General features: G+C 67.1%; 23 protein-coding genes and 6 pseudogenes. 11 read left to right on the forward strand and 18 right to left on the reverse strand.

Annotated elements, in window-relative coordinates; genetic code table 11:
- Positions 1–27: 27 nt before the first annotated feature.
- Positions 28–384, forward strand: a complete 357-nt coding sequence (locus B1818_RS20810; protein WP_078113853.1) for a multidrug efflux SMR transporter — start codon at positions 28–30, stop codon at positions 382–384.
- A gap of 2 nt (positions 385–386) precedes the next feature.
- Positions 387–707: a multidrug efflux SMR transporter gene (locus B1818_RS20815; RefSeq protein WP_078113854.1), complete on the forward strand. Its 321-nt coding sequence runs from the start codon at positions 387–389 to the stop codon at positions 705–707.
- A 39-nt stretch (positions 708–746) separates the two neighbouring features.
- Here the strand turns inward: B1818_RS20815 and B1818_RS20820 are convergent, their stop codons facing one another.
- From B1818_RS20820 to B1818_RS20845, 6 genes and pseudogenes are all read right to left on the reverse strand, one after another.
- A complete protein-coding gene (locus B1818_RS20820; RefSeq protein WP_078113855.1) occupies positions 747–1,760 on the reverse strand; it encodes a YihY/virulence factor BrkB family protein in 1,014 nt (337 codons plus the stop codon).
- 134 nt (positions 1,761–1,894) lie between these two features.
- Complete coding sequence (locus tag B1818_RS20825; protein ID WP_078113856.1) at positions 1,895–3,229, reverse strand: NAD(P)H-binding protein; 1,335 nt, start codon at positions 3,227–3,229, stop codon at positions 1,895–1,897.
- Between the two features lie 206 nt (positions 3,230–3,435).
- Positions 3,436–3,873, reverse strand: a complete 438-nt coding sequence (locus tag B1818_RS20830; protein WP_078113857.1) for a nuclear transport factor 2 family protein — start codon at positions 3,871–3,873, stop codon at positions 3,436–3,438.
- Positions 3,874–4,002: 129 nt separating this feature from the next.
- Positions 4,003–4,345 (reverse strand): annotated as a pseudogene (locus B1818_RS20835) (uracil-DNA glycosylase family protein).
- Between the two features lie 17 nt (positions 4,346–4,362).
- Positions 4,363–4,831: pseudogene (locus tag B1818_RS20840) on the reverse strand (hypothetical protein); the annotation flags it as partial.
- Between the two features lie 68 nt (positions 4,832–4,899).
- Positions 4,900–5,216: pseudogene (locus tag B1818_RS20845) on the reverse strand (glutathione-dependent formaldehyde dehydrogenase); the annotation flags it as partial.
- A gap of 190 nt (positions 5,217–5,406) precedes the next feature.
- Here B1818_RS20845 and B1818_RS20850 point away from each other — a divergent pair.
- The 4 genes and pseudogenes from B1818_RS20850 (at position 5,407) to B1818_RS20865 (ending at position 9,064) form a co-directional block, all read left to right on the forward strand.
- Positions 5,407–6,201 (forward strand): PfkB family carbohydrate kinase, encoded by a 795-nt coding sequence (locus tag B1818_RS20850; protein WP_078113858.1) that lies wholly within the window; start codon positions 5,407–5,409, stop codon positions 6,199–6,201.
- A 117-nt stretch (positions 6,202–6,318) separates the two neighbouring features.
- Positions 6,319–7,009 (forward strand): annotated as a pseudogene (locus B1818_RS24785) (thiamine pyrophosphate-dependent enzyme).
- Positions 7,010–7,054: 45 nt separating this feature from the next.
- Positions 7,055–7,495 carry a DUF1622 domain-containing protein gene (locus tag B1818_RS20860; protein ID WP_078113859.1) on the forward strand — a complete coding sequence of 147 codons (441 nt, stop codon included), beginning with the start codon at positions 7,055–7,057 and terminating at the stop codon, positions 7,493–7,495.
- 84 nt (positions 7,496–7,579) lie between these two features.
- On the forward strand, positions 7,580–9,064 hold the full coding sequence (locus B1818_RS20865; RefSeq protein ID WP_078113860.1) for an NAD(P)/FAD-dependent oxidoreductase: 1,485 nt from the start codon (positions 7,580–7,582) through the stop codon (positions 9,062–9,064).
- A gap of 30 nt (positions 9,065–9,094) precedes the next feature.
- Here the strand turns inward: B1818_RS20865 and B1818_RS20870 are convergent, their stop codons facing one another.
- From B1818_RS20870 to B1818_RS20905, 8 genes and pseudogenes are all read right to left on the reverse strand, one after another.
- A complete protein-coding gene (locus B1818_RS20870) occupies positions 9,095–9,913 on the reverse strand; it encodes a DUF1206 domain-containing protein (protein WP_078113861.1) in 819 nt (272 codons plus the stop codon).
- A 79-nt stretch (positions 9,914–9,992) separates the two neighbouring features.
- On the reverse strand, positions 9,993–11,084 hold the full coding sequence (locus B1818_RS20875; RefSeq protein WP_078113862.1) for a YihY/virulence factor BrkB family protein: 1,092 nt from the start codon (positions 11,082–11,084) through the stop codon (positions 9,993–9,995).
- 67 nt (positions 11,085–11,151) lie between these two features.
- Positions 11,152–11,877, reverse strand: a complete 726-nt coding sequence (locus B1818_RS20880) for a 1-acyl-sn-glycerol-3-phosphate acyltransferase (protein WP_078113863.1) — start codon at positions 11,875–11,877, stop codon at positions 11,152–11,154.
- 80 nt (positions 11,878–11,957) lie between these two features.
- Complete coding sequence (locus tag B1818_RS20885; RefSeq protein ID WP_078113864.1) at positions 11,958–13,001, reverse strand: NAD(P)-dependent alcohol dehydrogenase; 1,044 nt, start codon at positions 12,999–13,001, stop codon at positions 11,958–11,960.
- A 293-nt stretch (positions 13,002–13,294) separates the two neighbouring features.
- A pseudogene (locus tag B1818_RS20890) lies at positions 13,295–13,667 on the reverse strand (TraR/DksA family transcriptional regulator).
- A gap of 25 nt (positions 13,668–13,692) precedes the next feature.
- Positions 13,693–15,201 (reverse strand): YdiU family protein, encoded by a 1,509-nt coding sequence (locus tag B1818_RS20895; protein ID WP_078113865.1) that lies wholly within the window; start codon positions 15,199–15,201, stop codon positions 13,693–13,695.
- Positions 15,202–15,291: 90 nt separating this feature from the next.
- Positions 15,292–15,495, reverse strand: coding sequence for a zinc-ribbon domain-containing protein (locus B1818_RS20900; RefSeq protein WP_078113866.1), 204 nt, complete (start codon positions 15,493–15,495; stop codon positions 15,292–15,294).
- Positions 15,496–15,551: 56 nt separating this feature from the next.
- Positions 15,552–16,262 (reverse strand): GNAT family N-acetyltransferase, encoded by a 711-nt coding sequence (locus tag B1818_RS20905; protein ID WP_341276024.1) that lies wholly within the window; start codon positions 16,260–16,262, stop codon positions 15,552–15,554.
- On the opposite strand from B1818_RS20905, the gene B1818_RS20910 reads away from it, so the two are divergent.
- Complete coding sequence (locus tag B1818_RS20910) at positions 16,234–17,025, forward strand: hypothetical protein (protein WP_058250604.1); 792 nt, start codon at positions 16,234–16,236, stop codon at positions 17,023–17,025. The two genes, B1818_RS20905 and B1818_RS20910, sit on opposite strands and share 29 nt — an antisense overlap.
- A gap of 40 nt (positions 17,026–17,065) precedes the next feature.
- Here B1818_RS20910 and B1818_RS20915 read toward each other — a convergent pair.
- Positions 17,066–17,904 (reverse strand): annotated as a pseudogene (locus B1818_RS20915) (helix-turn-helix transcriptional regulator).
- Between the two features lie 116 nt (positions 17,905–18,020).
- Here B1818_RS20915 and B1818_RS20920 point away from each other — a divergent pair.
- Entirely contained in the window at positions 18,021–18,962 is a 942-nt protein-coding gene (locus tag B1818_RS20920; RefSeq protein WP_078113867.1) for an SDR family oxidoreductase, read from the forward strand.
- A 132-nt stretch (positions 18,963–19,094) separates the two neighbouring features.
- Here the strand turns inward: B1818_RS20920 and B1818_RS24220 are convergent, their stop codons facing one another.
- Positions 19,095–19,238 carry a hypothetical protein gene (locus tag B1818_RS24220; protein ID WP_156422431.1) on the reverse strand — a complete coding sequence of 48 codons (144 nt, stop codon included), beginning with the start codon at positions 19,236–19,238 and terminating at the stop codon, positions 19,095–19,097.
- A 202-nt stretch (positions 19,239–19,440) separates the two neighbouring features.
- Here B1818_RS24220 and B1818_RS20925 point away from each other — a divergent pair, with 202 nt between their 5' ends.
- On the forward strand, positions 19,441–20,205 hold the full coding sequence (locus B1818_RS20925) for a DUF6319 family protein (RefSeq protein WP_078113868.1): 765 nt from the start codon (positions 19,441–19,443) through the stop codon (positions 20,203–20,205).
- A 165-nt stretch (positions 20,206–20,370) separates the two neighbouring features.
- Here the strand turns inward: B1818_RS20925 and rsgA are convergent, their stop codons facing one another.
- A complete protein-coding gene (gene rsgA, locus B1818_RS20930; RefSeq protein WP_058250546.1) occupies positions 20,371–21,456 on the reverse strand; it encodes a ribosome small subunit-dependent GTPase A in 1,086 nt (361 codons plus the stop codon).
- Positions 21,457–21,713: 257 nt separating this feature from the next.
- Complete coding sequence (locus tag B1818_RS20935; protein WP_254859777.1) at positions 21,714–24,197, reverse strand: AAA family ATPase; 2,484 nt, start codon at positions 24,195–24,197, stop codon at positions 21,714–21,716.
- 188 nt (positions 24,198–24,385) lie between these two features.
- Between B1818_RS20935 and B1818_RS20940 the strand changes: the two genes are divergently transcribed.
- Both B1818_RS20940 and B1818_RS20945 read left to right on the forward strand, forming a co-directional pair.
- A complete protein-coding gene (locus B1818_RS20940; RefSeq protein ID WP_078113874.1) occupies positions 24,386–25,204 on the forward strand; it encodes a class I SAM-dependent methyltransferase in 819 nt (272 codons plus the stop codon).
- Positions 25,201–25,725 carry a hypothetical protein gene (locus B1818_RS20945; RefSeq protein WP_065629969.1) on the forward strand — a complete coding sequence of 175 codons (525 nt, stop codon included), beginning with the start codon at positions 25,201–25,203 and terminating at the stop codon, positions 25,723–25,725. Before B1818_RS20940 ends, B1818_RS20945 begins: the two co-directional genes overlap by 4 nt.
- The last annotated feature ends 13 nt before the right edge of the window (positions 25,726–25,738 follow it).

Raw genomic sequence — 25,738 nt, forward strand, 5'->3', positions numbered from 1 at the left:
AGCAGGGCGTCGAGTGGAATGAGAGATATGACCTGGCTGATGCTGATCGCGGCGATCGCCTCGGAGGTCGCGGCGACGTTGTCACTCAAGGGTTCACAGACCGAACCGATGCTGTACGCGGTGGTCGCCGTCGGTTACACGTTCGCGTTCATACTCCTGGCCGCAGTCCTGAAGCGCGGCATGGGCATCGGCGTGGCCTACGGCATCTGGTCGGCGTCGGGCGTCGCACTCACCGCGGTACTGGCGACCTGGATCTTCGACGAGCCCTTCGGATTCCTGATGGGAATCGGCATCGTGTGCATCATGATCGGGGTTCTCCTCGTCGAGACCGGCCACCGGCCACCCGTCGACGAGGGCACCGACTCCGCCGCTTCGGGGGTCTGACCGTGGGATATGTCTTCATCGTCGCTGCCATCGTCGCCGAGGTCACCGGGACCCTCGCGCTGCGTGCCGCCGCGACCGGTCGACCGGCCTTCTACGGAGTCGTCGTCCTCGGGTATTTGACGGCATTCGTCGCGTTGACCCTCGGGCTGCGGCACGGCGTACCCCTCGGTGTGGCGTACGGCATCTGGGCGGCGGCCGGGGTCGCAGCCACGGCCGTTGCCGCGCACTTCCTGTTCCGCGAACGCCTCAACCGACGCATGGTCGCCGGCATCGGGGTGATCATCGTCGGTGTGCTGCTCGTCGAACTGGGCGCGATGCACTGAGTTCCGGCTTCGCTGATGTCGCGCCGCGAGCGCCGACGGTCAGCCGCGTTCTGGACCGGGGGAGCGCGGGCCCGCCTCAGCGCCGGACTCGACGTCACGCGGATTGTCGAAGGAGACGTCGATCTCCTGAAAACCCTTGTTGCGCTGCGCGAGAACCTGCGCCGAGTACGCCGCCTCGTCGCCCTTCGTCAGACTGACGTTGTCGGTGAACGGGGTGAGCAGCGAACGTGGATAGAGCCGGTCGACGCGAACCGCGTTGGTCTCGAGACAGATGACGATCACGATCGACGACACGTAGAGGAAGGCGAGCAGGCCCAGCACGATTGCGAAGACGCCGTTGGTGGAGCTGGCGTTACCGATGACGTGCTGCACATAGACCGCGCCGAAGGTCTGGATGATCTGCCAGCAGACCGCCGCCCCGAAGGCGCCCGGCAGTACGTCCCGGATCGACACGTCGCGGGCCGTGCCGATCCGAAAAGCCACGGTGAAGACCAGCGTGCTCAACGCCACCGATCCGAGGATCGCCAGCCAGCGTCCGACGATGCCGAGTTCGAAGGCGGCCGAGACGCCGTTGACGACGGTCAGGCCGATGACCGCAACACCGATCGTGGACAACAACAGAAGGCCACGCAAACGGGCGAAGATCGGGTCGGGACGCTCGTTGCGCGGCACTGCCCAGATCGTGTTCATCGCGTTCTGGGCGGCGACGGCCACTCCGAGGCCGCCATACAGCGACACGACAACCCCGATGATGATGGCGGTGGCCCCGCCGCTGAGCTTCTCGGGTTCGCCCAACTGCCCACCGATCACCGGGATCTGGCTCATCGCCGAGTCCAGGATGCGGTCTTGGAGGTCGGGGTTGTCGGCCAGGACGATCCCCAGCACGGTCGCGAACAGCAGCAACAGTGGGAACAACGAGATGAACGCGTAGTAGGCACAGAGCGCGGCCAGATAGGCGCCCTGATCGTCGACGAACTTGTAGATGACGGCAAGCGGAAAGCCGGTCGCCGGATGACGCCGCTGAAAACGGTCGACCCGCTCAGTCAACGACACCCGATCATCCTTCTCCTCGCCGGACCGTGCCTGTTCCCCGTTCCGTTGAACGAGTCGTTCACCGGGGGTACCACGGTCGTGCCGACTTTAACCCGAGCACGAGACGATTCGGGACACGTCATCGGATCGGATGTTCACCGGAACGGATCGAAACCCGGGATGCCGAGGGCGCGGAAGGGTGTTCCCAGACGCCAATAGGCCAGCCCCGCCAGCCCGCGCGGGAAGTAGCGGTCGGTGGTCGTGACCGTCACCGACCCGTCCGCGTCGTCCGCATCCTGGAGGCGGTACTCGCGATACGATCTGCCGAACCGGTTGTCGCGCAGACGAATACGAACTCGATCCGGTCGTTGCGCGAGCACGATCTCACCGCGGTGCCGCGCATCCCGCTCGAGCCGCTCCCAGACCGTCGCACTACTCGCGCGCTCACTGACCCGGGTCTCCGATTCGAACATCTCCTCACCGGCCCACTGTGGATCGGTCGGAAGAGGTTCGGCCGGCGACACGTCTACGGACGCGTTGGCCCACGAGGCACGGCCATCGCCGCGCGCCGAGCGTTCGAGCGTGTGGGCAACCGCCTCCGAGTAGGAGGTCAACCCCCCTTCCGGACGATCGATGATCGCGTCGACGGCCCGGTCGCGACAGACGGCGTCGCATTCGAGGGACTCGATCAGCGGTCGAGCGATCTTGCCGCGAATCGGCGTGACGAACCGGACCCAGCGGCTCGCCAGCGCCGGCGTGAGATACGGCAGCACCACCATGACTCGGGGGCGAAGACCCGCGACCTCGGCATACACCTGCATCATGTCGCCGTACTCGAGGACGTCGGGACCGCCGATGTCCCAGGTCCTCGACGACGGGACGGCGGCGGTGGCGGCTTCCACAAGGTAGTGCAGGGCGTCGTCGACCGCGATCGGTTGGATCTTGTTGTGCACCCACCGCGGCGTCGTCATCGCGGGCAGTCGCTCGGTGAGGTGCCGGATGAGTTCGAACGAGGCCGACCCCGAGCCGATCAGCGTCCCGGCCTGCAACGCGATGGTCTCGATCGGTGAGTCGATGAGGATGTCGCCGACCTCGGCGCGTGAGGCCAGATGTTCGGACAGGTCGGTGCCCGACGGATGGAGACCGCCGAGGTAGACGATGCGCGACACGCCGTTCTGCTGAGCCGCGGCCACCACATTCTCCGCGGCACGCCGCTCTTCGGCCGCGAAGTCCGCGTCGGTGCTCATCGAGTGGACCAGGTGGTAGACGACATCCACACCCGCGAAGGCCTTGACCAGCGAATCGCGATCCGACAGATCACCCCGAATCACCTCGGCCGTCGGATCAGACAACCACGGTGCGTCGGCGAGCTTCTCCGGTGTCCGCGCCAGTGCGCGCACACGGTGCCCGCGTGCCAACAGCCGGGGCGCCAATCGGCCGCCGACGTAACCGGTCGCTCCGGTGACCAGACAGGTTCGCGACTCGTCCACCTGACTCCTCCGCTCTGGGGTGTTCCTCCCAGGCTATGGAGCGAAGCCGCTCGGCGCCGTCGCCTCGGCGCGGTCGGTGCCGGATCGTTCTCCGTGGCCACGATTCGATAACGGCACGTTTGGCCGAGACCGAACCCAGACCACCAGACCTGAATCCGACAGCCAGACCTTGATCGAAGTCTGGCGGTCGAGTTCAGGTCTGCCCGTCAGCTGTCGTTCGCGCCCGCCGGCGAATTCTCGAACCACAGGCACTCCTCCAGGAGGCCCGCGCTCTTCCAGCCATCCGCGGTCCGGACCATCGAATGGTGGTAGTTGCCGCCGCAGGTGCTGAGTTCGGGCATGCCGACGAAACGCATCGGGTTGTAGAACATGGCGCGCACGTCGGCCCGTTCTCCGTCGAACGTGTACTCGATGTTGGTGATGAAGTGCTGACTCACCGACACGAACGCGAAACTCTCCTCCAGCCACGCGGCGATCTCGTCCCGAGTGCCCGCCTGACCGTAGGGCGTCGACGAGTAGTCGACCACCGCCTCCGGGGTGAACACCGAGCGCCAGAGTTCCCAGTCCTTGGTGTCGACCGCTCGTGAGTACCGGTACAACGTGTCCGCGATGCCGAACCGGTCGCTGATCTCCTGCAGGTCCATCGTTCTCCCGTCCACCGGTATCGGTACGGGCAGCCCGTCGTGGCAGCGCCGAGACCGGCCGTCGCCGCCGACTATAGACACCAGTCCAGACGCTTGTCAGCGAAACCGCACCGGAGCGGGTGCCGCAAGTCAGGTCGATGCTGCGAGGTCGCGGACGACGCGGAGGTCGGCGACGAAGGCGTCGAAGGCCCGCTCGCGCTGATCCGTGGGTCCGCGGAGAATCGACGACGGGTGCACGGTCGCCACCACGGACTCGGAATGGTCGGGGCCGAGGTCTCCGTCGGCGCCGAGATCGAAGCGCTCGCCACGGTGTGGGGTGAGCCGGAAGTTGGTGCCCAGCAAGGCCTGTGCGGCCGTGGCACCCAGACACACGACAGCGGCCGGCCGGACCGACGAACGGTTCGTCGGCACGATCCTTCTGGTCACCGGGCTGTTCGCCGATGAACATGATCGTCGAACCGGGCGCGCCCACCCCACCGCGACACCCGCCGCGGCCCCGGTGATCACCCGCGGCCCGCCCACCAGCAACGGGTCGAACCGGGAGTGGTTGCCGTCGACGCGTTTCCGGCCACGGCGGGACGACCATCCGTGGTGGGAGAGTTCGGACCGGATGCCCGTCTCGGTCACCGGGTTGTCGGGGCCGACCGGTCGCGAACGACGCGAGGTGCGCCTCGATGGACGCCACGCGATCGGCGCCCAGCAGGATCAGCCAATGCGCCGCGCGCCCCTCGCTGTAGCGGGACGCGGAGCGTCGGATCACCCCGGACAGCCCGCGCGGCAGCGTGGACGTGCCGAAAACCGGTGGCAGAAAGGCATGTTCGTTCGATCGCTCGCGGGGCTGACGCTCGGGCTGGTCTTCGGGGACGGTCCAGTGGACGCCCGGGGCCGGTTCGACGGGCAGTTCGCGCGGAACCGCGGGGCGGTTTGCGGGGCCCAGGTCGACGCCCCATCCGGGTATGCGGTCGACCAGTGCGGCGGTGTCGGGGTCGTGGGGGCGGTCTGCGGGATAGCGGGCACGGGTCCTCCTCAGCCGGCGTCGGCAACGATGATTGGCTTGATGCAGTCGTCGAGCTCCTCGGAGAAGATGCGGTAGCCCTCAGCGATGTGCTCGAAGCGGAATTCGATGCGTGACAATGTGTGAAATAGCCGTTGCGGATGTGGTCGAACAGTCTCGGCCACTGCCGTTTGACCGGGCACTGGTTCATGTTCGGGGTGAGTCCCTTGTTCATGGCGTCGCCGAACTTGACCGCGCTGAACATCGGCCCGTACGCACCCATGACCGAAACGGTGCCGCCTTTGCGGACCGCATCGATGGCCCAGTTGAGGGCGATCGGTGACCCGCCTGCAGCTGGAACTTGGCCGCGGGGCCGCGGTAGACCATCGCGCACATCGTGTCTGGACTCATGCGCGTTCGGGTACCCCACAAATGCGGTACTAACCGCGCCGGCGGCGCGGTGCGCGCAGACCGGTGTCACGCGCGGGGGTGTAGAAAAGGAACCCGAATCCAGGACAGTCCTCGGGAGGAGATCGTCGATGTCAATGGTGTCTTATGTGATCGCCGGTTCGGAGGCCAGCGGGGGAGCGGGCATCCAGGCCGACCTGCGCACCTTCGCACAGCTGGGTACCTATGGTGTCGGGACCATCACCTGCATCGTGTCCTTCGACCCGAACAACGAGTGGTCCCATCGGTTCGTACCGATCGACTCCGGGGTGATCGCCGATCAGATCGAGGTGGCCACAGCCGCGCACGAACCCGAGGTCGTGAAGATCGGCATGCTGGGCACCCCGGCCACCATCTCCACGGTCGCGCAGGCGCTCGGCTCCCGACAGTGGCGAGACGTCGTCGTCGACCCGGTGCTGATCTGCAAGGGCCAGGAGCCCGGCGCCGCACTCGACACCGACAACGCCCTCCGCTCCGAGATCTTGCCGCTGGCCACCGTGGTGACCCCCAATCTGTTCGAGGCCGCGACCTTGGCCGGCATGGACGAACTGACGTCCACCGACGACCTCGCCGAGGCGGCGCGGCGAATCCATGATCTCGGGCCGAAGGTCGTCGTCGTGAAGGGCGGGGTCGGACTCCCCGGCGAGGAGGCGATCGACGTCGTCTTCGACGGCTCCGAGGTCACCGTCCTGCGTGCCCCGAAGGTGGGCGACGAGCGGGTCTCCGGAGCCGGCTGCGTGTTCGCGGCCGCCACCACCGCCGAACTCACCAAGGGCGCAGGGGTCCTCGACGCGATCCGGACCGCCAAGCAGTTCACCCACGACGGCATCGTCGGCCGGCTCGCCTCGAACGCACCGTTCGACGCCGTGTGGCACGGATCGAGGTGACCCACGGGCTAGTGCTCGGTCGGCCCAGCCCGTCGGGTGTCGGCGGGCTCCCCGGGTAGTCGAGCGACAGCCCGGCGGTCTCCGTCACCGTCCGGGACGTCGTCCCGAGGAGAACCGATGTCCGAGACCGTCGCCGACATCGTGCTGCAACGCCTTCGGAAGTGGGGGGTCCGGCAGGTTTTCGGCTACCCCGGCGACGGCATCAACGGCCTGCTGTCGGCCTGGGTTCGCGCGGAGGACGATCCGCAGTTCGTCCAGTCGCGCCACGAGCTGGTCGGCCAGGGCGCACGGGGATGCGCACCCGAGCTCATTACGGTTGCCGACATCCTCGGCGCCGGTTGCGCGAAAGCCCTTCTCGGGCTGGATGTCCTCCCCGACACGCTGCCGTGGGTCACGGGATCATCCGCGGCTCGTCGTCGTGGTGTTGCACAACAACGACCTGAACCAGGTCACGTGGGAACAGCGCACGATGTCAGGATCGCCGAAATTCGCTGCCTCACAGGAACTCCCCGACGTCGACTACGCGGCCTTCGCGCGGGGGATCGGACTCGTCGGGATCAACGTCGACGACCCGGATGGTCTCGATACCGCATGGGACACCGCCCTGGCCGCCGATCGACCGGCGTTGCTCGACGTGCGTTGCGACCCGACGGTGCCTCCCGTCCCGCCGCACGCGACCCGCGAGCAGGTCCGCGCCCTCGGCGAGGCGCTGGTCAAGGGTGACGACGATGCATGGGCCGTCGCCAAGAACGCAGCCAGACAGGGAATCCGCCAGTTCCTACCCGGACGGCAGTCCGACAACGACTGACTACACGGGACACCGGCTGCGCCCCGGTCCCGTACTCTCCACCGCATGAGCGGTGAGGAACTCTTCACAGCGGTAGCGGTCGGGTTCGAGGCAGTCGGAGCCTTCGCGATGATCGTGGGAGCGATCATTGCGTGCGTGCTGGGCGCACGTTCGCTCCGTCGGGGAGAGGGTGGCAACACTGCCTTCTCGGTACTGCGCAACACACTCGGAGCAGCCATTCTCCTGGGGCTGGAAGTCCTGGTCGCGGCGGATCTCATCCGCACCATCACGTCCAAACCGTCGATCGAGGATGCGCTCATCCTCGGGCTCATCGTCCTCATCCGTACCGTGTTGTCGATGTCCATCCAGATCGAGATCGAGGGCGTGGCGCCGTGGCGTCGAGCGTTGCTGACCAGCGGTGGACAACTGCTCGGCGCAGCGGTCGCAAACGACGCAGCGGCTGCACGACCGGCTACGACAAACGCCGCGCGGCGGGCCGACGGATAGCGTCGCCACCCGGTCTGGCGCCGACAACGACCGGCGAGGCATCCTGGATGCCGATCACCGACAGACCGACCGAAGGAGTGCCGGGTGACAACGATCCCAGACGAAGTCGATGTCCTCATCGTCGGTGCCGGGATCTCTGGCATCGGTGCGGCCCGCTGGGTGCGAACCGAACACCCTGGCAAGTCGATCGCGATTCTCGAGGCCCGGAATACCGCCGGCGGTACGTGGGACCTGTTCCGCTACCCGGGGATTCGGTCCGACTCGGACCTGCACACCTTCGGGTACGACTTCAAGCCCTGGACCGATCGACAGGCGATCGCCGACGCCCCGCGAATCCTCGATTACCTCCACGAGACGATCGACGAGAACGATCTCGCTCCGCTGGTCCGGTATGCGCATCGGGTGGTGGCGGCCGCGTGGTCGTCGGACACCGCGCGGTGGACGGTCGACGTCGAACACACCGACACCGGAACGCGAAGCCAGATCAGTGCGCGATGGATCTTCTGTGGCTCGGGTTACTACGACTACGACGCGGGGTTCGCGCCGGAGTTCGCCGGCACCAGGACGTTCCGTGGCGAGATCGTGCATCCGCAGCACTGGCCCGAGGACCTCGATTACACGGGCAAGCGGGTCGTGGTCATCGGCAGCGGCGCCACGGCGGTCACGCTGCTTCCCGCGATGGCGGAACAGGCCGCGCACGTGACCATGCTCCAGCGCACACCGACCTACATCCTCCCGCTGCCCCGTGAGGACGCCATCGCCAACACCCTCAAGAAAGTGTTCGGCACCGAACGCGGATACGCACTGACCCGACACAAGAACGTCGCGCAGCAGCGGGTGCTCTTCGAACTGTGCCAGCGATTCCCATCGGTCGCCCGTCGGGTGATCCGCAAGATCAACGAATCTCAGCTGCCCGAGGACTATCCGGTGGACACGCATTTCAACCCCCCGTACAACCCGTGGGACCAGCGGCTGTGTGTGGTGCCCGACGCCGACCTGTTCCGTGTCATCCGCTCCGGGAAGGCCTCGATCGTCACCGACCGGGTCGACACCTTCACCGAGAACGGCATCCGGACAGTGGGCGGGGAGGAACTCGAGGCCGACATCGTCGTCACCGCCACCGGGCTCAACATCAAGATCATCGGCGGCATCGAGCTGAGCGTCGACGGTGAACCGGTGTCCCTTCCCGACACCGTCGTCTACCGCGGGATGATGCTGTCCGGTGTCCCGAACTTCGCGCTGGCGATCGGTTACACCAATGCGTCGTGGACCCTCAAGATCGGACTGTTGTGCGAGTACTTCTGCAAACTTCTGGCGCACATGGATTCTCACGGATACGACAGTGTGTGGGCGGTCGCGGACCCCGATATGCCGACTCGGCCACTGCTCGACTTCGGGGCCGGCTACGTCCAACGAGCCCTCGACACCCTGCCCAAGCAGGGAGCTGAGGAGCCCTGGGTGATGTCGATGAGCTACTACGCCGACCGCAAATTGTTCCGTGCTGACGTCGCCGACGACAACGTCCGATTCGCGCGGGCGGGGGAGCGGGTGCGGTCGACGGTCGGGTAGCGGTGACGACTCGCCGGACGGCGGGCTGAGTCACATCCGCGCGAACCGCACCAGCCAGTAGCAGTAGACGCCGTAGGCGGCGATACCCACCGCGGCCAGGATCATCAGCACCTGCCCGGCGGGCAGGCCGGCCAGTGTCTTGACCGCTCCGTCGATCCCCGTGGCCTTCGACGGATCGGCAGTCGCGACAGCGACGATGACCAGGATGCCGGTGCCGGCCAGAACGACACCCTTGCCGCAGTAACCGATCACGCCCGCGATTGTCGCCGCCTTGTCGTCGGAGATCTTGAGATCGTCGAGGAACGACCGGCTGGCTCCCTTGTAGACGTGGTAGACGCCGACGCCGATGATGATCAGGCCGGCCGCGACGAGGACGAACTTCCCGCCACCGGACTGCAGGAGTCGCGCTGTCAGTCCGGCGTTCTCCTGACCGCTCGACTTGCCTTGGCCCGTCGCGAAACGTATTGCCGACCAGGCGAACCCGACGTAGACCACGGCGAGCGACAACGCTTTTCCGCGATCGAACCACTGCTCGGCGCCGTCACTGTCCTCGCCCGGTTCGGTGGCGTGGGGTCCGACGACGGCCTCGGCGAGTCGCCACAGCGCGAGTGCTGCGAACGCGACCGCGGCCACCCACAGGACGACGCGGCCGCCGGACGAGTCGGCGAAGATCCCCAACGCACCCGACTGGTCGGCGTTCCCGCCCCCACCGAACGCGAGGCGCAGGATGATGTAGGCGATCAGCAGATGGAGCAGGCCGCTGACGGCGTGGCCGGCACGCGCCAAGCGTTCGAACCAAGGGCTGTCGGTGGCGCGGTCGACCGCGCCGGTCACTTGATTGCGGCTCATCGCGCCACGTTCCTTCCGCCGTTCGACCGAGCTGGTGCCCGGCCGGTTCCACTGACGTTACGGGGTGCCGGCCGGTCGCTCACTTCCCCTGCGAGTTACGAAGGGCCCGAGCCTGTTCGATGTACTTCTGGTCCTTCTCGTCGTTCTTGTCCGACGCCGTGGTGTCCCGAGGCGGCAGTTGCAGGTGCTCTTCGGCCGGCATCCCCGCCTGTAGCTGTCGGCCACGTTCGAGTTCGGAGTCGAACTCGGCCCCGAACAGCAGCGCGAGGTTCGTCAGCCACAGCCACAGCAGGAAGACGATGACTCCCGCGAGTGCGCCGTAGGTCTTGTTGTAGCTGCCGAAGTTCGAGACGTACAGCGCGAATGCCGCCGACGCGACGATCCATGTGACGATGGCCAGCACCGCACCGGCGCTGATCCACCGGAACTTCGGCTGCTGCACGTTCGGGGTTGCCCAGTAGAGAATGGCGACGATCAGGATGACGAACAGCAGGAGGATCGGCCAACGGACGATGTTCCACACGGTCAGCGCGGTCTCGCCGAAACCGATGGCGTCTCCGATCGATTTCGCGATCGGTCCGCTGACTGCCAGCATGAGTGCCACCGCGGCGGCAAGGACAAGTGCTACGAGCGTGACGAGCAGCATGATCGGCCGCAATTTCCAGATGGGACGGCCTTCGTCGATCTCGTACATCCGGTTCATCGCGCGTCCGAACGCCCCCACGTAACCCGACGCGGACCAGAGCGCGCCGAGCAGACCTAGTACGAGGGCGAAACCGGCGCTGGGGGCGGCCACGAGTTGTTCGACGGGGCCCCGCAACGTGTCCACGGCCGACGACGGCCCGAGGTCGTCGACCATCTGCAGGACGGCGTCGGTCGTCTTCTCGCCTTGGCCGAACACACCGAGCAGCGAGACCAGCGCGAGCAGCGCCGGGAACAGTGAGAGCACGGAGTAGTAGGTGAGTGCAGCCGCCAGATCGGTGCACTGATCGCGCGAGAACTCCCGCGCGGTCTTCTTCAGCACGAAGAGGAGGGACGGCTTGGTTAGGTCAGTGGGGGAGTCCGGCTTCCGCGGATCATCGGGGTCGGCCGATTCGGGGTCGTCGCGAACGTCCGGTTCAGCTGAGGCGGGTTCCTTGTCAGCTCGTTCAGCGGCGTCATCTCGTTTCATCCCCTGCGTTTAACCGGCGAACGCGCAAGCCAAACCCGGCCGACGTCGGCGCACCCGTCACCTGGGGTCAGCGCTCTTGGCCGCAGGCGTCGTCGACCGCCCCCTGCAGATCTCGCTGGATCCACCGGGTCACGGCGGCAGGTGTGTCGTCTCGACGGGCGCCGAGGTCCACCGGTTCGCCCAGAGCGACAACGGGGCGGCCACCACCGGCCGGGTAGGCGATCCCGGCGGAGACCAACCACAGTCCGACACCGTCTCGCAGGGCTCGATGGGCGATGTGGCCGATCCCGGTGCCGAGCCGCTGAACCTCCGTCGGGTCGCCCTCGTTGCAGGTTCCCTCCGGAAACACCGCGATGCTGTCCCCGCGTGCCATTCGTTCGACGCAGACGGCGATCATCTGACGCCCGGCGTCGGCCGCAGCTCGCACTCCGTGGTCCTTGCTGCGAAACACCGGGATCCCGCCCAGAGTGTCGATCTTCTTTCGCTGTTCCGGATCCTGGAACAGTTCGTCTTTCGCGAGAACACGCAGGCTGCCTATCCGGCGCCGCAGCGGTGACCGGAAGCCCGCCGCTGCCAGTACCAGTGGGTCGCGCTCGGAGACATGATTCGCCGCGATGAGCAGCGGCGCCCCGCTCCGCACGGTGCGGACGATCGCCTCCCTCGAACGAAAGCGCACGACCGGCCGGATTCGGGCGGCGAGCACCGCGTACATCATTCGCGCCCGGGCGCGGTCCTGCTGATGGGTCCGGTAGTGCTCGTATACCGCCTGTGCCTCGGACAGCTCGACCTTCACCTAAGTTACGGTACCGTAGGTTGCGGGGCCGCGGTGCCGCAACGGGACTCCGCATGACAGCCCGGGTAACAGCTCCGAGGTCAGTCGGGGACGACGACCGCCCGGCCACGCAGTTCGTTCGAGGCCAACCGACGGTAGGCCTCGAGCCCGTCGTCGAGGGAGAACTTCTCGACGGCGACCTCCAGGACACCGTCGCGCGCGAGGTCGAGGACCTCGATCAGTTCGTGCCGCGCACCCCAGTACGGCGCCCGGACCGACACCTCGTAGGGCTGGGTGAAGAAGCCGACCTTCGCCGCGGCGACACCGTCACCGATGCCGACGATCACGACGTCGCCCAATGTGCCGACGATTCCCATCGCGGTGTCGATGGTCGGCTGCAAGCCGACGAAGTCGAATACCGCGGTGGCGCCGTCGTTTCCGGTGATCTTCCGGACATTCGCCACGGCGTCGGCATCGCTGAGAACGGTCTCATGGGCGCCCACCTCGCGTGCGAACGCTAGCTTGTCCTCGCTGAGGTCGAGGGCGATGATGCGCGCCGGGGTCAGATGGCGCAACAGCTGAATCCCGATGTGCCCCAATCCGCCCGCACCGATGACGACGGCCGTGGTGCCGCCGACGAGCTTCGGCAGCGACGGTTTGATCGCGTGATACGGCGTGAGCCCCGCGTCGGTGAGCGGCACCGCTGCGATCGGGTCGAGGTCGCCGAGCGGAACGAGGTGCCGGGCGTCGTCGACGATCATGTAGTCGGCCATCGCACCTTCGTTGCCGAGCCCGGGTGGAGTGATGCCGAGTTCGGCCGCGCGACTGCAGTAGTTCTCGAACCCACGTGAGCAGAAGTGACAGGTCCCGCAACCCCAGGGGCCGTAGACCGCCACCGCGGTTCCCTCGGTCAGCGACGTCACACCACTGCCGATCTCGGCGACCACACCGGCTCCCTCGTGCCCGAGCGTCATGGGTAACGGATAGGGAAAACCCTCGGCGGGCATGTTGAGCACGAAATCGTCGGAATGGCACGCACCGGCGGCAGTCACCTTCAACAACACCTGGCCGGGGCCGGGTGTCGGCTTGTCGACCTCGCGGAGCTCGGGCGGACTTCCTGGCTTGACGATCTGGATGGCTTTCATGCCGGACACCTCTCGGTTCGAGTCGTTTGCGTGCTCTCCCGCCCTCCGGTCTACCCGCGTATGGCGATACGCGCATACGTCGGCGGGAAACCAGACGCGAATTCCTGCTGAACCGCGGCATAGGTGGACAAGCCGATCAGAGCCGGGACGGACCACGGAGTTCGATGTCGCGGCGTGTCGGGTGCATCAAACCCCTTGGGGCAGAGTCAATCAGCCGAGACGACAGCCGGAGGCGGAAGAGGACCGGATGCACTCTGGAGTACGGGTGGACCGGACAACGCTGCGACTCCGGGTCACCATCGTCGCGACTGATTCCGCGCGGCGCACCGCACACACTGCCGGGTGGCCGGCAGGACTTCGAGGCGCTCGGCACCGATGGGTTCGCCACAGTCCTCGCACCGGCCGTAGGCACCCGCGCCGACCCGGTCCAGGGCGGCACCGATCTCGTCGAGCCGGACTCGCGACCGTTCCAGCTGCGCAAACCAGATGGCCGCGTTCCACCGCGAGAGTCGAACCCTCCGGGTCGTGCTCGTCGTCGGCCGCCGCGTCGCTCGTCGCCTCGAGCACCGCGGCCAGCCGGGACGACAACGATTCGATCAGCGCGGCGGTTCGTTCCCGTTCTGCGAGCAGCGCATCCCGCGACTCGTCGTCCTGGCTCGAGGTCACCGTGGGCCCACCGACGTCGTCTCGCTCAGGTGCCGCAGAAGGTCTGGAAGCTGTCGCTGAACGCCTGCGGGGCCGGCGCCGCGTAGTGAGCCCATTCGGTGCGGCGTTCGAACGGATGCGTGACGGGATCCATCAGCCGCGTGAACGGTTCCAGATCGCCGTCGGTCGCGGCGCGCAAAGCGGCGTCGACCTGATGGTTGCGCGGGATGTACACCGGATTCACGGTGTCCATCGTCTCGGCAACCGCAGCCGGCTCGCGACCGAGACGGGCGAGTTCACGGCGCCATCGTTCCAGCCAAGGACCGATCTGCTCGCGCGGCATGAGGCTGATGATCGGGACCTGATCTCCGCGGAGTTCGTCGGCCAGTGCCCGGAAGGTGCCTGTCCAGTCCGCGCGATGATCACGCATCAGGGTCAACAGGTCGGCGACCAGTTCGGGTTCGGAAAGCGATTCTGTCAGAGCGATTTTCGACGCCATGCCGGTGGCGAAATGGTGTTCGTACCGCGCCTCGTAGGTGGCGAGCACGTCCGACGCCGCAGCGATCGCCTCATCGGGTGTCGGGGCCATGAGCCTGAGCAGGGTTTCGGCGAACCGCGCCAGATTCCACTTCAGGACGGCGGGCTGATTTCCGTATGCGTATCGGCCCGCGTGGTCGATCGAGCTGAACACCGCCGACGGGTCGAAGGAGTCGAGGAACGCGCAGGGCCCGTAGTCGATGGTCTCACCCGAGATCGTCGTGTTGTCGGTGTTCATCACACCGTGCACGAACCCCACCAGCATCCACTGGGCCACCAGTGCGGCCTGACGTTCGAGTACGGCTTCGAAGAACGCGAGATACCGGTTACCGTCGCCGGCCTCCGACGCTTTCGCGAGCTCCGGGTAGTGACGGCTGATCGCGTAGTCGGCGAGTTGTTGCGTCAGGTCGGTGTTCCGGATTGCGTACTCGAAGGTGCCGACACGAAGATGGCTGGCGGCGATCCGCGCCAACACCGCGCCGGGCTCGGCCCCGGTGCGCTGGATGTCTCGCCCCGTGGCCACGACCGACAGCGAACGCGTGGTCGGGATCCCCAGGGCGTGCATGGCCTCGCTGATCAGATACTCGCGCAGCATCGGCCCGACCACCGCGAATCCGTCGCCACCTCGGGAGAACGGAGTACGCCCAGAACCCTTGAGCTGTAGGTCGACTCGTCGACCGCCGCGGTCGATCAGCTCCCCGAGCAGCAACGCCCGGCCGTCCCCGAGGAGCGGTGTGTAACCGCCGAATTGATGCCCCGAGTAGGCGGTGGCGACAGGGACGGCATCGGCGGGCGCGGCCGCACCCGACAGAAGTGCGACACCGTCGTCGGATGTCAGTGCCGGGATGTCGAGGCCCAGGTCGTCGGCGAGTGACTCGTTGACGACGAGCAGTCGGGGGTCAGGCGTCTCGGCACCCTGCCACGGCACGGTGAAAGGCGTCAGCTCGTCGACGAAGGTGCGCTCGAAGCCGGTGATCGCGGCGCTCGTGCGGGCGGGAGTATCGGGAGAGACGGACACCCCTCGAGGGTAACCAGTTTCCGGACCGGCAAACCGGCTGCGCAGAAGGGGCGAGGGAGGAGTGTCCACCTCACTCGCCTCGGACGGCGATCAGGCCGCCAGCGCCGCGCCGCAGATGCCGCAGGCCTCGAAGTTGCGCCGATTCCACCGGGCGATCGGGATGAAGAACACGCTGAACTGGCTGTATTCACGCATCCGCGCCCACTGGGTGGTGTTGTGGCAGCGGGGACAGGTGCGGGTCTGACCCGCACCGAGAGGCTTCTGCCTACGGCCATATCCGAACAAGAAGAACACGCCGCCATCGTAGAGTTCGCGGCTCGCGGCGGCCGGTCACGCGCCGCGGTAGTCGATCACGGGCGGCGGACCAAGAGGTCGTTCTCGGCTGTGAAACCGCATTGCTTGTACAGGTCTGTCGATGCTTCGGTCGGGTTGAGCACCACCTTCGCGTATCCACGGCCGTCCGCGGTCGCGACGGTATGCCGGACCAGCTCACGTCCGATCCCGGAACCGCGGAACGCCGGGCGGACGTACAGATGACCGAGATAACCCCATCGGCCGCCGGCGCCCTGCCGGGGACTCGGCATCCGGGCGTGTTCGGTCAAGCACACCATTCCCACGGTCATGTCGTCCGTGCCCGCGGTCCAGACCGTTCGTCGCTCATCGTCCAACCAACTCGCAACCGCGGCGGCGAAGGCGGTATCGCCAAGCCACGGCCCGACGGAGCGATCGTCTTCGTACGCCCACTCCCAGCGGAGCTCGGCCACAAGGTGGGAGTTCTGCGAAGGTTGAATTCGTACCGCGTGTCGACCGGTCACCCACCCAGGGTGACCGATGACGGTCGGCGGCTGCGCGTGCGGCACCGCAGAAACTCCGCGACCACCGCCGGCCTCGCGGAGAATGGACGAGGCCGGAGGTGCTCGCCATCTGTCGAGACGCATCGGGTCGGCGGGCATCGGTACGCTCGGTGGTGTCCGTTTTGTCGGCCTGACGTCACCGCCACCGGGCTGCGGACTCGCGAAACCGGAGGGAAGCATGGAAGCACTGATCCTGATCGCCGTCATCGTCGTGATCGTCGTCGGGGTGGTGGTGTTCGCCCAACAGCGTTCCGGCGCCAACGCGGCCCGCACCCTCGAGGACGCGAAAGCCGACGCACGACAGGTGATCGAACGTCTGGGCGGCCAGGTGTTCATGCTGGTCGGCGACGGCCCGGCATCGAAACAGGCGCTGGCCGACGCGGGGGAGCGATACACCGCGGCGGGGTCTCAGATCGAGCAGGCCAATTCGCCGGTTCAGGCGCGGCTGGCCAAACAGACTGCGATCGAGGGGCTCTACTACATCCGTGCGGCTCGGGCCGCCATGGACCTCGACCCCGGTCCGGCGATCCCCGAGCTCGACGGGCAGAAGAGTGCCGGTGCGGTCACCGAGGACCGGACCGTGGAGTTCGAGGGAAGAAAGGTCGCCGCATCGCCCAACCCGTCGGAGCAGACGCCCAACTACTATCCCGGCGGCCGCGTCGCCGGCAGGCCGGTGCCCGCCGGCTGGTACTCCGAGCCGTGGTGGAAACCGGCTCTGGTCGCCGGCGCCTGGGGACTCGGATCGATGTTCCTGTTCTCGGCGATGTTCTCCGGCATGGCGGGCGTCCCCTATGACGCGCAGTCCTTCGAGAGTGGCGCCGGCGACGGTTCCGACGGTGGCGCCTTGGAAGGCGGTGACTCCGGCGACTTCGGCGGTGGTGACTCCGGCGACTTCGGCGGCGGAGATTTCGGTGGCGGCGACTTCGGCGGGGGAGGCGACTTCGGCGGTGGCGACTTCGGGGGGTTCTGAGCGGCCGCCCTCCGCGTGACTCGGCTTCGCTTGCCGGGTGTCAGGTCGCCGTGGGTGCCGCGACGACGGACAGCAACCGGAGCTTCTCGACACTCGCACTGCCCGGGGTCGCGGTGTAGACGAGCAGCGAATGCGAACACCGCGGGTCGATTAAGATCTGGCAATTCAGCTCGAGCAATCCCACGTCGGGGTGCACGTACCTCTTGATCTCGCGAGGCGCTATACCCACTTCGTGCCGTGCCCAGATCTCGCGGAACTCTTCGCTCTCGCCTGTGAGCCGTTCCGCGAGCGACGCCGCATACGACTGCGGGCCTCGTAGCGCAGCCACTCCTCGTAGTCCGGATACGTACATACGTGAGTAGAAGTCGTGGTCGTCGGACGGGTGCATTTGCGAGCCCGCGGATCGGTGAACCACCGATAGCCGATGCTCCGCGCCGGCCCGTCGAACCGCATGAGGTCGCCGACCAGTGCCGCCCCGAGTCGGTTCTGGCGCAACGTCTCGCCGAGTTCGGTGACGATCTCGGCCGGGGTGTCGGCGAGCCTGTCGAAGATCCGCATCATGCCCGGGGAGATGTGCTCGCGGTCGGGTCCGCGCATGGGCGGCCGGTGGCCGGCGAGGTGGAACAGGTGGTCTCGCTCCTCGACGGAGAGGTGGAGGCCCCGAGCGATGGCGGCCACCATCTGTGGCGACGGTTGCGGGCCGCGCTCGCGTTCGAGTCGTGAGTAGTAGTCGGCGGACATGTGACACAGGGCAGCCACCTCTTCGCGACGGAGTCCACCTGTGCGACGGCGCTGCCCGCGAGGCAGTCCGACGTCTTCGGGCTGAAGGGCGGCACGCCTCACCCGAAGGAAGCCAGCGAGACCGGGTCGATCGATCATTCGGCCATTCTTGCGCGCCCGGAACCGCGGAGCCACGGATCGACAGGCCGTGGATAACGGTGCGACCCGCCACAAGACTGGAAGCGAGAACATTCCGAGTCCGTCAGGAGCTCCGCATGACACGAAACAGCAGATACAGCCTGTCCATCCCCGATCTCACGGGCCGTCGAGCGGTCGTGACCGGCGCGAGTGACGGCATTGGGTGGGAGATCGCGAATGCGCTCGCCGGCGCCGGTGCGGAAGTGGTCGTGCCGGTGCGTGATCCGAACAAGGGGGCGAGGGCGGTCGAGCGCATTCGTGATCGTCACCCCGCCGCCACACTCACGATGGAGGACGTCGACCTGTCATCGATGGCATCGGTCGAGGCGCTTGCCGGCAGGCTCCGGGCGGACGGCACACCGATCGACATCCTGATCAACAACGCCGGGATCATGACTCCGCCGAAACGCCTGACCACAGGCGATGGATTCGAGGTCCAGTTCGGCACCAACCACCTAGGACACTTCGCCCTGACCGTCGCGGTGCTTCCGCTGCTCCGGTCCGGGAAGGCACGGGTGGTCTCGCAGACGAGCATCGCGGCAAAACGAGGCTCGATCAATTGGGATGATCTGAACTGGGAGCGCCACTACGACGCAATGAAGGCCTACCGCCAGTCCAAGATCGCGTGCGCGCTGTTCGGACTCGAACTCGGACGCCGAAGTCGCGCTGCCGGTTGGGATGTGACGAGCGTGATCTCCCATCCGGGCGTCGCCCCGACCAGCCTTCTCGCCGCTCGTCCTGAGGTCGGCAGGACCGCGCCGACGAGCGGCCGGCGGGTGATCGAGTGGATGTCGCGGCACGGCGTCGGTGTGGGCACCGTCGAAACCGCTGCCCTCCCAGCACTGATGGCGGCGACGCAGCCGGAGACGCCCGATGATGCGTTCTTCGGACCACGGTGGCCCGGTGACGCCGGCGGGCCGCCCGGAGTACGGCAACCCTGGCAACCGTTCCGTGATCGCGAAGCGGCATCGCGTCTGTGGGCGGTGTCTGAACAGCTCACCCGGGTGACAGCGGGCTGAAGACGGGCCTCCTGGCGCCGATGTGCGATCGTCAAGTGGTGTGTGCCACCTGCGGACCGAAGTCGACGCAGGTGACACACCGGCAATGAGCACTTGTGGTGCTTTCCACTTGAGGTCTGAGGGACGGCAGGTTCAGGGGAAGAGCGTCAGGAATGTCGCTGCCGAGGTCGCGCACAGCAGCGCCGCGATCGTGACGCCTGCATATGCGTGATCGGCAATCGGGGTCTCGCGTGCCTTGACCGACGATGTGCGTGTCGGGGTGCTGGCCTCTGTCACAAGTTGTCCCTCCGAAGACCCGTTACCTTCCCCGAGAACATTAGGGCCGCGAACGTTTCGCAGAGACCCGGCGGCGACGTTCGAGGCCACACCGATGCGAAGGGTCACGAAACGATAACGGTCATAGCTACTAGGTTTGAACTGCGCAAACGGCGAAGCGCCAATGGCGCGACGCAGGGATGGGTAACGTTGATTCGCACGCATGTGCGACAATGGCGCGGTGAGTTCACAGACGAGGGCCGGCTTGAGTCCCGACGACCTGGAGTCGCTGTCCGCGGCACTCGCGGCCGGTAAGCGAGCCACGGTCTATCTGCGCGATGCGATGCCATCGCTGAACCTGGAGGCCGGCGCCTCGGCGCGAGTCGTGTCGATCGACGGTACGACAGTGACGGTGAGCCCGAGGGGCGTCGACGACCAGTTGCCCTTCGAAGCCGACGAACTGCGACGTCACCGACCGGCGGCCGCCACCACTGCGACCGCTGCGGTTCGTCGACGCACACCGGAACCGGCGCCCCCGAAGCCACAACCGACGTCGTCATCGAAAACAGATGTCGAGGAATCGAATTCCGCCCGCCCGTCCCGAAAGGCGCGTCCTGCGACGGATGCCCCGCCGAGGGCGGCGGAGTCGGCGCCTGCGACGACCAGGCCGTCGCGGAAGGCCAAGGCGCCGACCGCGCCGACCACGGTCACCATCACCGCGGCAGGGGAGAGCACGTGGACACTGTCGGTTGCGGTCGGAACCAGAAAGCTGGCGAAACCCGTCGAAATCACCGCCGACCGGGTGGCCCGGGCGATGCGGGAGCTCGATGACGAGACCGCGATCGCCGCGGTCGACGCCGTCATCGAATCGGCCCGAACGGCCGCGCAACGCCGCATCGACGAACTCAGTCAGGAACTCGAAGCCGCGCGGGCCGCGCTGGCCAACCTCGACGGGTCCGTCGACGACCAGCGCGGCCTCGCTCGCTGAGGAGCGCCCGGAGCTTGCGAGGGCTACCCCCTGCTCCCTGAGGAGCGCCCGGAGCTTGCAAGGGCGACCCTCTGCTCCCTGAGGAGCGCCCGGAGCCTGCAAGGGCGACCCCCTGCTCCCTGAGGAGCGCCCGGAGCTTGCGGAGGGCGCGTCACGAAGGGCCCGTCAGGCCTGCCGGTCCCGGAACCGGTACATCGCGCGAATGTCTCGCGTGATCGCTTTGTCCCGCTTGCTCCGTTTGCTCGCCTGTCGGGCGTCGCCCCGAGCGGCCGACCACTCGCTTTCCCTCAGCAGCTTGCGATAGCGTTCCAGCCGGCCGGCGTCGAGTCGGCGGTCCCGGATCGCCTCCTGTACGGCACATCTCGGCTCACTGCGGTGTTCGCAATCGCGAAACGCGCACTCACGAGCCAGCTCTTCGATGTCGGCGAACGTACGGCCGGCCGCCTCGGCGACATCCTGCACCCCGATCCCACGCAGGCCAGGTGTGTCGATGAGTACCTTGCCTCCCGGCAGGAGCAGCAGCTCGCGGTGCGCCGTCGTGTGCCGACCCTTTCCGTCGACCGCACGAATCTCGTTGGCCGCCATCTGTTCACGACCGAGTAATGCGTTGGCCAGGCTCGACTTGCCGGCGCCGGACGAGCCCAGCAGGACGGCGGTGCCGGTCATGGTGGACTCGAGGAGATCAACGCCTGCGCCGGTGATCGTGCTCGTCGTCACGATGTCGGCGCCCGGAGCGACCGCGGCGACCATCGCCTCACCCGGAAGAGGATCGTCAACCAGATCCGACTTGGTCAACGCGATGATCGGCCGGGTGCCGGCGTCGTAGGCCAAGGTCAGCAGGCGTTCGACGCGACCGACATTCACCCTGTCCGCGACCGACACCGCGATGATCACCGTGTCGACGTTGGCGGCGAGCACCTGCCGTTCCGATGTCCGATCCGAACTCGCGCGCGCGATCGCCGTCCGGCGCGGCAACAGGTGCACGATCCGGGCCTGCCCGTCGTCTCGGCGCAGCACCACCCAATCGCCGGTGCACACGGACTGTTCGCGCTCCGCAGTCCGCCCGACACCGCGGATGGCGCGGACCGGACCTGATGCGGTGATGGTGTCGCACCCGCCGCGATCCACCCGCACGATGCGAGCTGGTAGCTCGTCGTCGGACGCGCGGTCGGTGTACAGGGTGGAGAAATGCTCGTCCCAGCCGAGAGCGGCGAGCTCGACGGGAAAAGACGAATTACTTGCAGAATTCACTGTTGGGGACTTTCGAGGAAAGCCCGCGACCCCAGGAGTCATCCGACTCGCAACTCAGTCGGTCGTGCGAGAACGGTGTTCGAGGATCAGCAACGGGCTGGAGGAACAGGGATGGTTCGGATGCTGACGATGCCAGCGATCTCGACGGCAACCATCGACTCACCTCCAGGTCTCGTGCTGCCCCCACCGGACAGCGCGGCTCACGCTAACACCGTCCGGCGATGCCCACCACTCTTTTTTCGTTCCGCGGGTTCGCGCTACCGGAGCCCCAACGCGGCGCCCTGCGCGAGCACCTCACGACGCGACGTCATACCCAGCTTCGCCAGGACCGCGGACACGTGATGGTCCGCGGTTTTCGACGAGATGTACAGCCGCTTGGCGATCTCCGAATTCGACAGTCCCTCCGCCACCAGGCGGGCGACCTCGAGTTGCCTGTTCGTCAGGCCACCGGGGTTCACGCGTGTCGTGGGCCGAGGGCGCTGCGGGACGGTGGCGCAACCCCGTTCGCGCATCAACGCACGCGCACGATCGGCGGTACCCGCGGCGCCGAGTCCGTCGAGCATCGTCACACCACGGGCTGGTTCGTCGGAATCCAACCAGCACATCGCCGATGCGAACGGATCACCCGCGTCCGACCACCAGCGCGCGGCATCGGCGTGCCGACCGTCGAGCGACAACCGGTACGGCGCCGCGATCGGCCCGGTCTGCGTCGACAACCCGAGCCTCGCACGCCAGACGGCGAGGCTCCCTGTGCCCCATTCTGTTCCGTCATCGTCGAGGGTGTGCGCCGCGGTGACCCGGGCGTCCTCGGCCCCGGTCATCCAACTGATCTCCGCCAGGGCGGTCAGGACCGCGAGCCGTCGGAGGGGTTCGTCGATCTGGTTGGCGAGAGTCCAGGCGTCCTCGATCTCGTCGATGTCGAACGACGCGCCGCATCGGAGCGGCACCAGCACGGTGACCAGGAGCGGCCACAGCGTGGCGATCGGCATCCCGTCGGCGTCGATGACCGCCCCGGCGTCCTCGAGGGCTCCGTTCCAGTGTCCGCGGGTCAGATGCAGGCGACTCCGCACCGCGGTCTGCCAGTGGCGACAGATCTGGATGTCGCGCTCCACCGTGAACGGGAGACCCGCGTCGAGGATCCGGTCGGCAGCCCGGTACCTTCCCTGTTCGACATCGAGACTGGCCACCTGTGAATAGACGGTTGAGGCGAGTTCGTCGAAGCCGAGGGTGCGGGCGATTTCCATGTGATCGAGAAGTCTTCTGCGAGAGTCGACTTCGCCGGTGGACAGCGCAGCCGAGTCCGAGACGACCTTGTTCCACAGCCGCAGTTCCTCGTCGGATGCCGACGCGGTGTCGGCCAGCAGGGACGCCGTTCCCGACACGTCGCCCCGCATGAACGCGAGAAACGCGCGGTGGATCTGGGCCTCGCTGTACACCGTCGACGCCCCTGTCCCGTAGGCGATCTCCGCTGCACGGCCCAGGTGCGATTCCGCGCTCTGCCGGTTCGCGCTGTAGTACTCGTAGACCCCGACGGCCACATGTGCCGTGGCCAACCCGGTGTCGTCACCCAGTTCGGTCCACAACGGGAAGGTCTCGTTCACACTGGCTATCGCATCGCGCAGTCGGCTGACCATGTACTGCTCGTTGGCCAGCGCCAACAACAGTTCGGCACGCTCGCGAGCCGGAGCATTGACTTGGTGCTGCTTGGCGATCTCGTAGTACGCGACGGCCTCGGTGTGCGCTCCGCCGCGGATGGCGTCCTCGGCTGCGGCGCAGGCATGACGGACGGCGCGGTCGGAGTCCCGGGCGGCGACGGCGTGGTGGGTCAACACCGACGGGTGCACGGTGCCCAGCTGCTCGAGTGCGTCCAGGAGCTGCGCGTGCAGATGGGCCACCCCACCCGGCGGAATCGTGGATTCGATTGCCCGACGGGCCAATTCGTGTCGGAAGAGGATGCCGTCGGGCCCCCATTCCAGAAGTCCCGTGTCGGCGAGACGCTGCAGAGTGGGGTAACCGATCCGCAGGACCGGCAGCGCGGTGTCCGACACCCGTTCCGGCGACGCCGCAATCAGTTGGAGGGCTTCGAAATCGGCCGCGCTGACCTTGGTCGTCCGCGCCAGGACCGCATCGCGCACCGACGACGGGATCGGCAGGTCGGGTTCGCGGGAGACCTCGGTCGCGAAGTAGGGGTTACCTCCGGTCGCGGCATGGACCCGCACGGGATCGAGACCCGTACCCTCGACCAATTCCGCGATCGCCTCGACACTGAGCGGCGGCAGCTCTATCCGGCACACGCCCTCGGCGAGCAGGGCACGCGCTGCCGCCTGGGGCTCGAGCTCTCGATGCGTCAGGAGCAGAACGAGCGGCATCGACTCGATGCGTCGACACATGAACCTCAGCACATCGGTCGACGCGGCGTCGACCCAGTGCAGATCCTCGACCACGAGAAGCGTCGGTTCAGCCTCCAGATGAGCGAAGGCGGCTTCGCACACGTCGGCGAGCATCATCGGTTGCACACCGATGCCCAGGTCTTTGACGGGACCCAGTGGACGTGGTGTGTCGAGTGGATCGCAGGCCACCCGCAGCACACGCACGTCCCGGGCGGTCGCACACACCTGCGCGATCAGCGTCGTCTTGCCTGCACCGCTCTCGCCGGCGATGGAGAATGCCGAACCCACCGGCAACCGGTCAAATGCCGCGCTGATCTGCGACAACTGCTCGGTTCTCTCCAACAATCGCACCGTCCGAGTGTAGGCCGCCCGACGCTCGAATAGGTGGGTCTACCCATTCATGGGAAGGACGTTCGGCGAAAGATGGGAGGTCCTCACCGATGCCGTCCGTACGCCCGGTGACCGACTGTTGTGGTGCGCCGGTACCGACAACGGTCACCGACGGCCAGTCGTCCCACCACACAGAAATGGACAATCCGATGACGACATCTCTCTCACCAGACCTGATATCGCTGCGGGAGAAGCAGCAGAAGGTCTGGCGCAGCGGCGATTACAACCGTATCGCCGCGCTGACCGTGCCGGTCAATGAAGCGACCGTGGTCGCGGCATCGGTCATCCCCGGCGAACGCGTCCTCGACGTCGCGACCGGCACCGGCCACTCCGCGCTCGCCGCTGCCCGCCAGGGTGGCGACGTCACCGCGATCGACTACGTGCCGGCACTACTCGACATCGCCCGGGGTCGGGCAGCCGCAGAACATCTCGACGTCGACTTCGTGGAAGCCCCGGCCGAGGTCCTGCCGTTCGGCAACGCCGCGTTCGACACCGGTATCTCGTCGATCGGCATCATGTTCGCCGCCGATCACGAGCAGGCCGCGCGCGAACTGACCCGAGTCGTCCGCCCGGCCGGAAAGATCGTGGTCACGAGTTGGACCGCAGACGGTTTCGTCGGTGGAATGCTCGCCGCGGTCGGCCGCCACGTGACGCCGCCGCCGGGCGCGCGTCCCGCCACCCGGTGGGGCGATCAGCAGTACGTCGCATCGCTGTTCGGCGATCGTGTGCACTCGGTCGATTCGCACACCGCCGTGCTGACCGTTCGGTTCGTCGACGCGGCCGCTTTCGCGGACCTGTTCCTCGGCTACTACGGTCCGACGTTCTCCGCGGCGTCGAAGCTCGACGAGGGCGGCAAGCACGCACTGCGTGCCGATCTGATCTCCCTCGCCGAGTCTCGGCAGCAACCGGTCCCCGGCGGGATCTCCATCGACTGGGAGTACCGCGTCGTCGAGGCGGTGCGGTCATGAGCGCGCCCCGGAGTCGTGGCAAGGTCATCGCTCGCCTCGGCGCGACACTGTCGATCGCCGCGGTCATCGGCGTCGCCGCGCCGCTTGCGACGACGGCTTCGGCAGCACCCGCGCGCACACCGGGCGCGACGCTGACGATCGTCGACCAGAACATCACCGGTGCCGGCAAGAACCGCATCATCATCCAGGGCCTGTATCCGATGACACGAGCGGACGCGGTCGGATTCGTCACCCACATCAACGATCGGGGTTGCGGTGGAATGCACTACATCGTGCTGGGCGACGACGGCCGGGAGCAGTACCTCTACGACCGCAACTTCCCGGGCACCTCGGTCGGGACCGAAGGGTTCCTCCGGGCTTCCGACCGCGGGCTCGAGTATCTCCGGGAGTTCGTCGTTCCGAGCTCGGTTCTCAACGAGGACCGGGACGGTGCTGACGAGGTGTTCACCCGGGTCCGATTCACCGACGGCGACTGCCGGGCACGGGTCCAGACCACCAACGTGGTCGTCGGGCGGTTCTGACCCGACCCGCCGG

Source organism: Gordonia sp. IITR100 (assembly GCF_002009645.1).
Classification (GTDB): domain Bacteria; phylum Actinomycetota; class Actinomycetes; order Mycobacteriales; family Mycobacteriaceae; genus Gordonia; species Gordonia hongkongensis.

What these genes read in the sequence shown, in the direction of transcription:
- B1818_RS20945 (WP_065629969.1), top strand. Translation starts at nt 25,201, where the DNA reads ATGAGCGCGCCCCGGAGTCGTGGCAAGGTCATCGCTCGCCTCGGCGCG.
- B1818_RS20920 (WP_078113867.1), top strand. Translation starts at nt 18,021, where the DNA reads ATGACACGAAACAGCAGATACAGCCTGTCCATCCCCGATCTCACGGGC.
- B1818_RS20905 (WP_341276024.1), bottom strand. Translation starts at nt 16,262, where the DNA reads ATGACGGCGATCAGGATCAGTGCTTCCATGCTTCCCTCCGGTTTCGCG.
- B1818_RS20925 (WP_078113868.1), top strand. Translation starts at nt 19,441, where the DNA reads ATGTGCGACAATGGCGCGGTGAGTTCACAGACGAGGGCCGGCTTGAGT.
- B1818_RS20830 (WP_078113857.1), bottom strand. Translation starts at nt 3,873, where the DNA reads ATGGACCTGCAGGAGATCAGCGACCGGTTCGGCATCGCGGACACGTTG.
- B1818_RS20910 (WP_058250604.1), top strand. Translation starts at nt 16,234, where the DNA reads ATGGAAGCACTGATCCTGATCGCCGTCATCGTCGTGATCGTCGTCGGG.
- B1818_RS20940 (WP_078113874.1), top strand. Translation starts at nt 24,386, where the DNA reads ATGACGACATCTCTCTCACCAGACCTGATATCGCTGCGGGAGAAGCAG.
- B1818_RS20870 (WP_078113861.1), bottom strand. Translation starts at nt 9,913, where the DNA reads ATGAGCCGCAATCAAGTGACCGGCGCGGTCGACCGCGCCACCGACAGC.
- B1818_RS20875 (WP_078113862.1), bottom strand. Translation starts at nt 11,084, where the DNA reads ATGAAACGAGATGACGCCGCTGAACGAGCTGACAAGGAACCCGCCTCA.
- B1818_RS20850 (WP_078113858.1), top strand. Translation starts at nt 5,407, where the DNA reads ATGTCAATGGTGTCTTATGTGATCGCCGGTTCGGAGGCCAGCGGGGGA.
- B1818_RS20885 (WP_078113864.1), bottom strand. Translation starts at nt 13,001, where the DNA reads ATGAAAGCCATCCAGATCGTCAAGCCAGGAAGTCCGCCCGAGCTCCGC.
- B1818_RS20810 (WP_078113853.1), top strand. Translation starts at nt 28, where the DNA reads ATGACCTGGCTGATGCTGATCGCGGCGATCGCCTCGGAGGTCGCGGCG.
- B1818_RS20860 (WP_078113859.1), top strand. Translation starts at nt 7,055, where the DNA reads ATGAGCGGTGAGGAACTCTTCACAGCGGTAGCGGTCGGGTTCGAGGCA.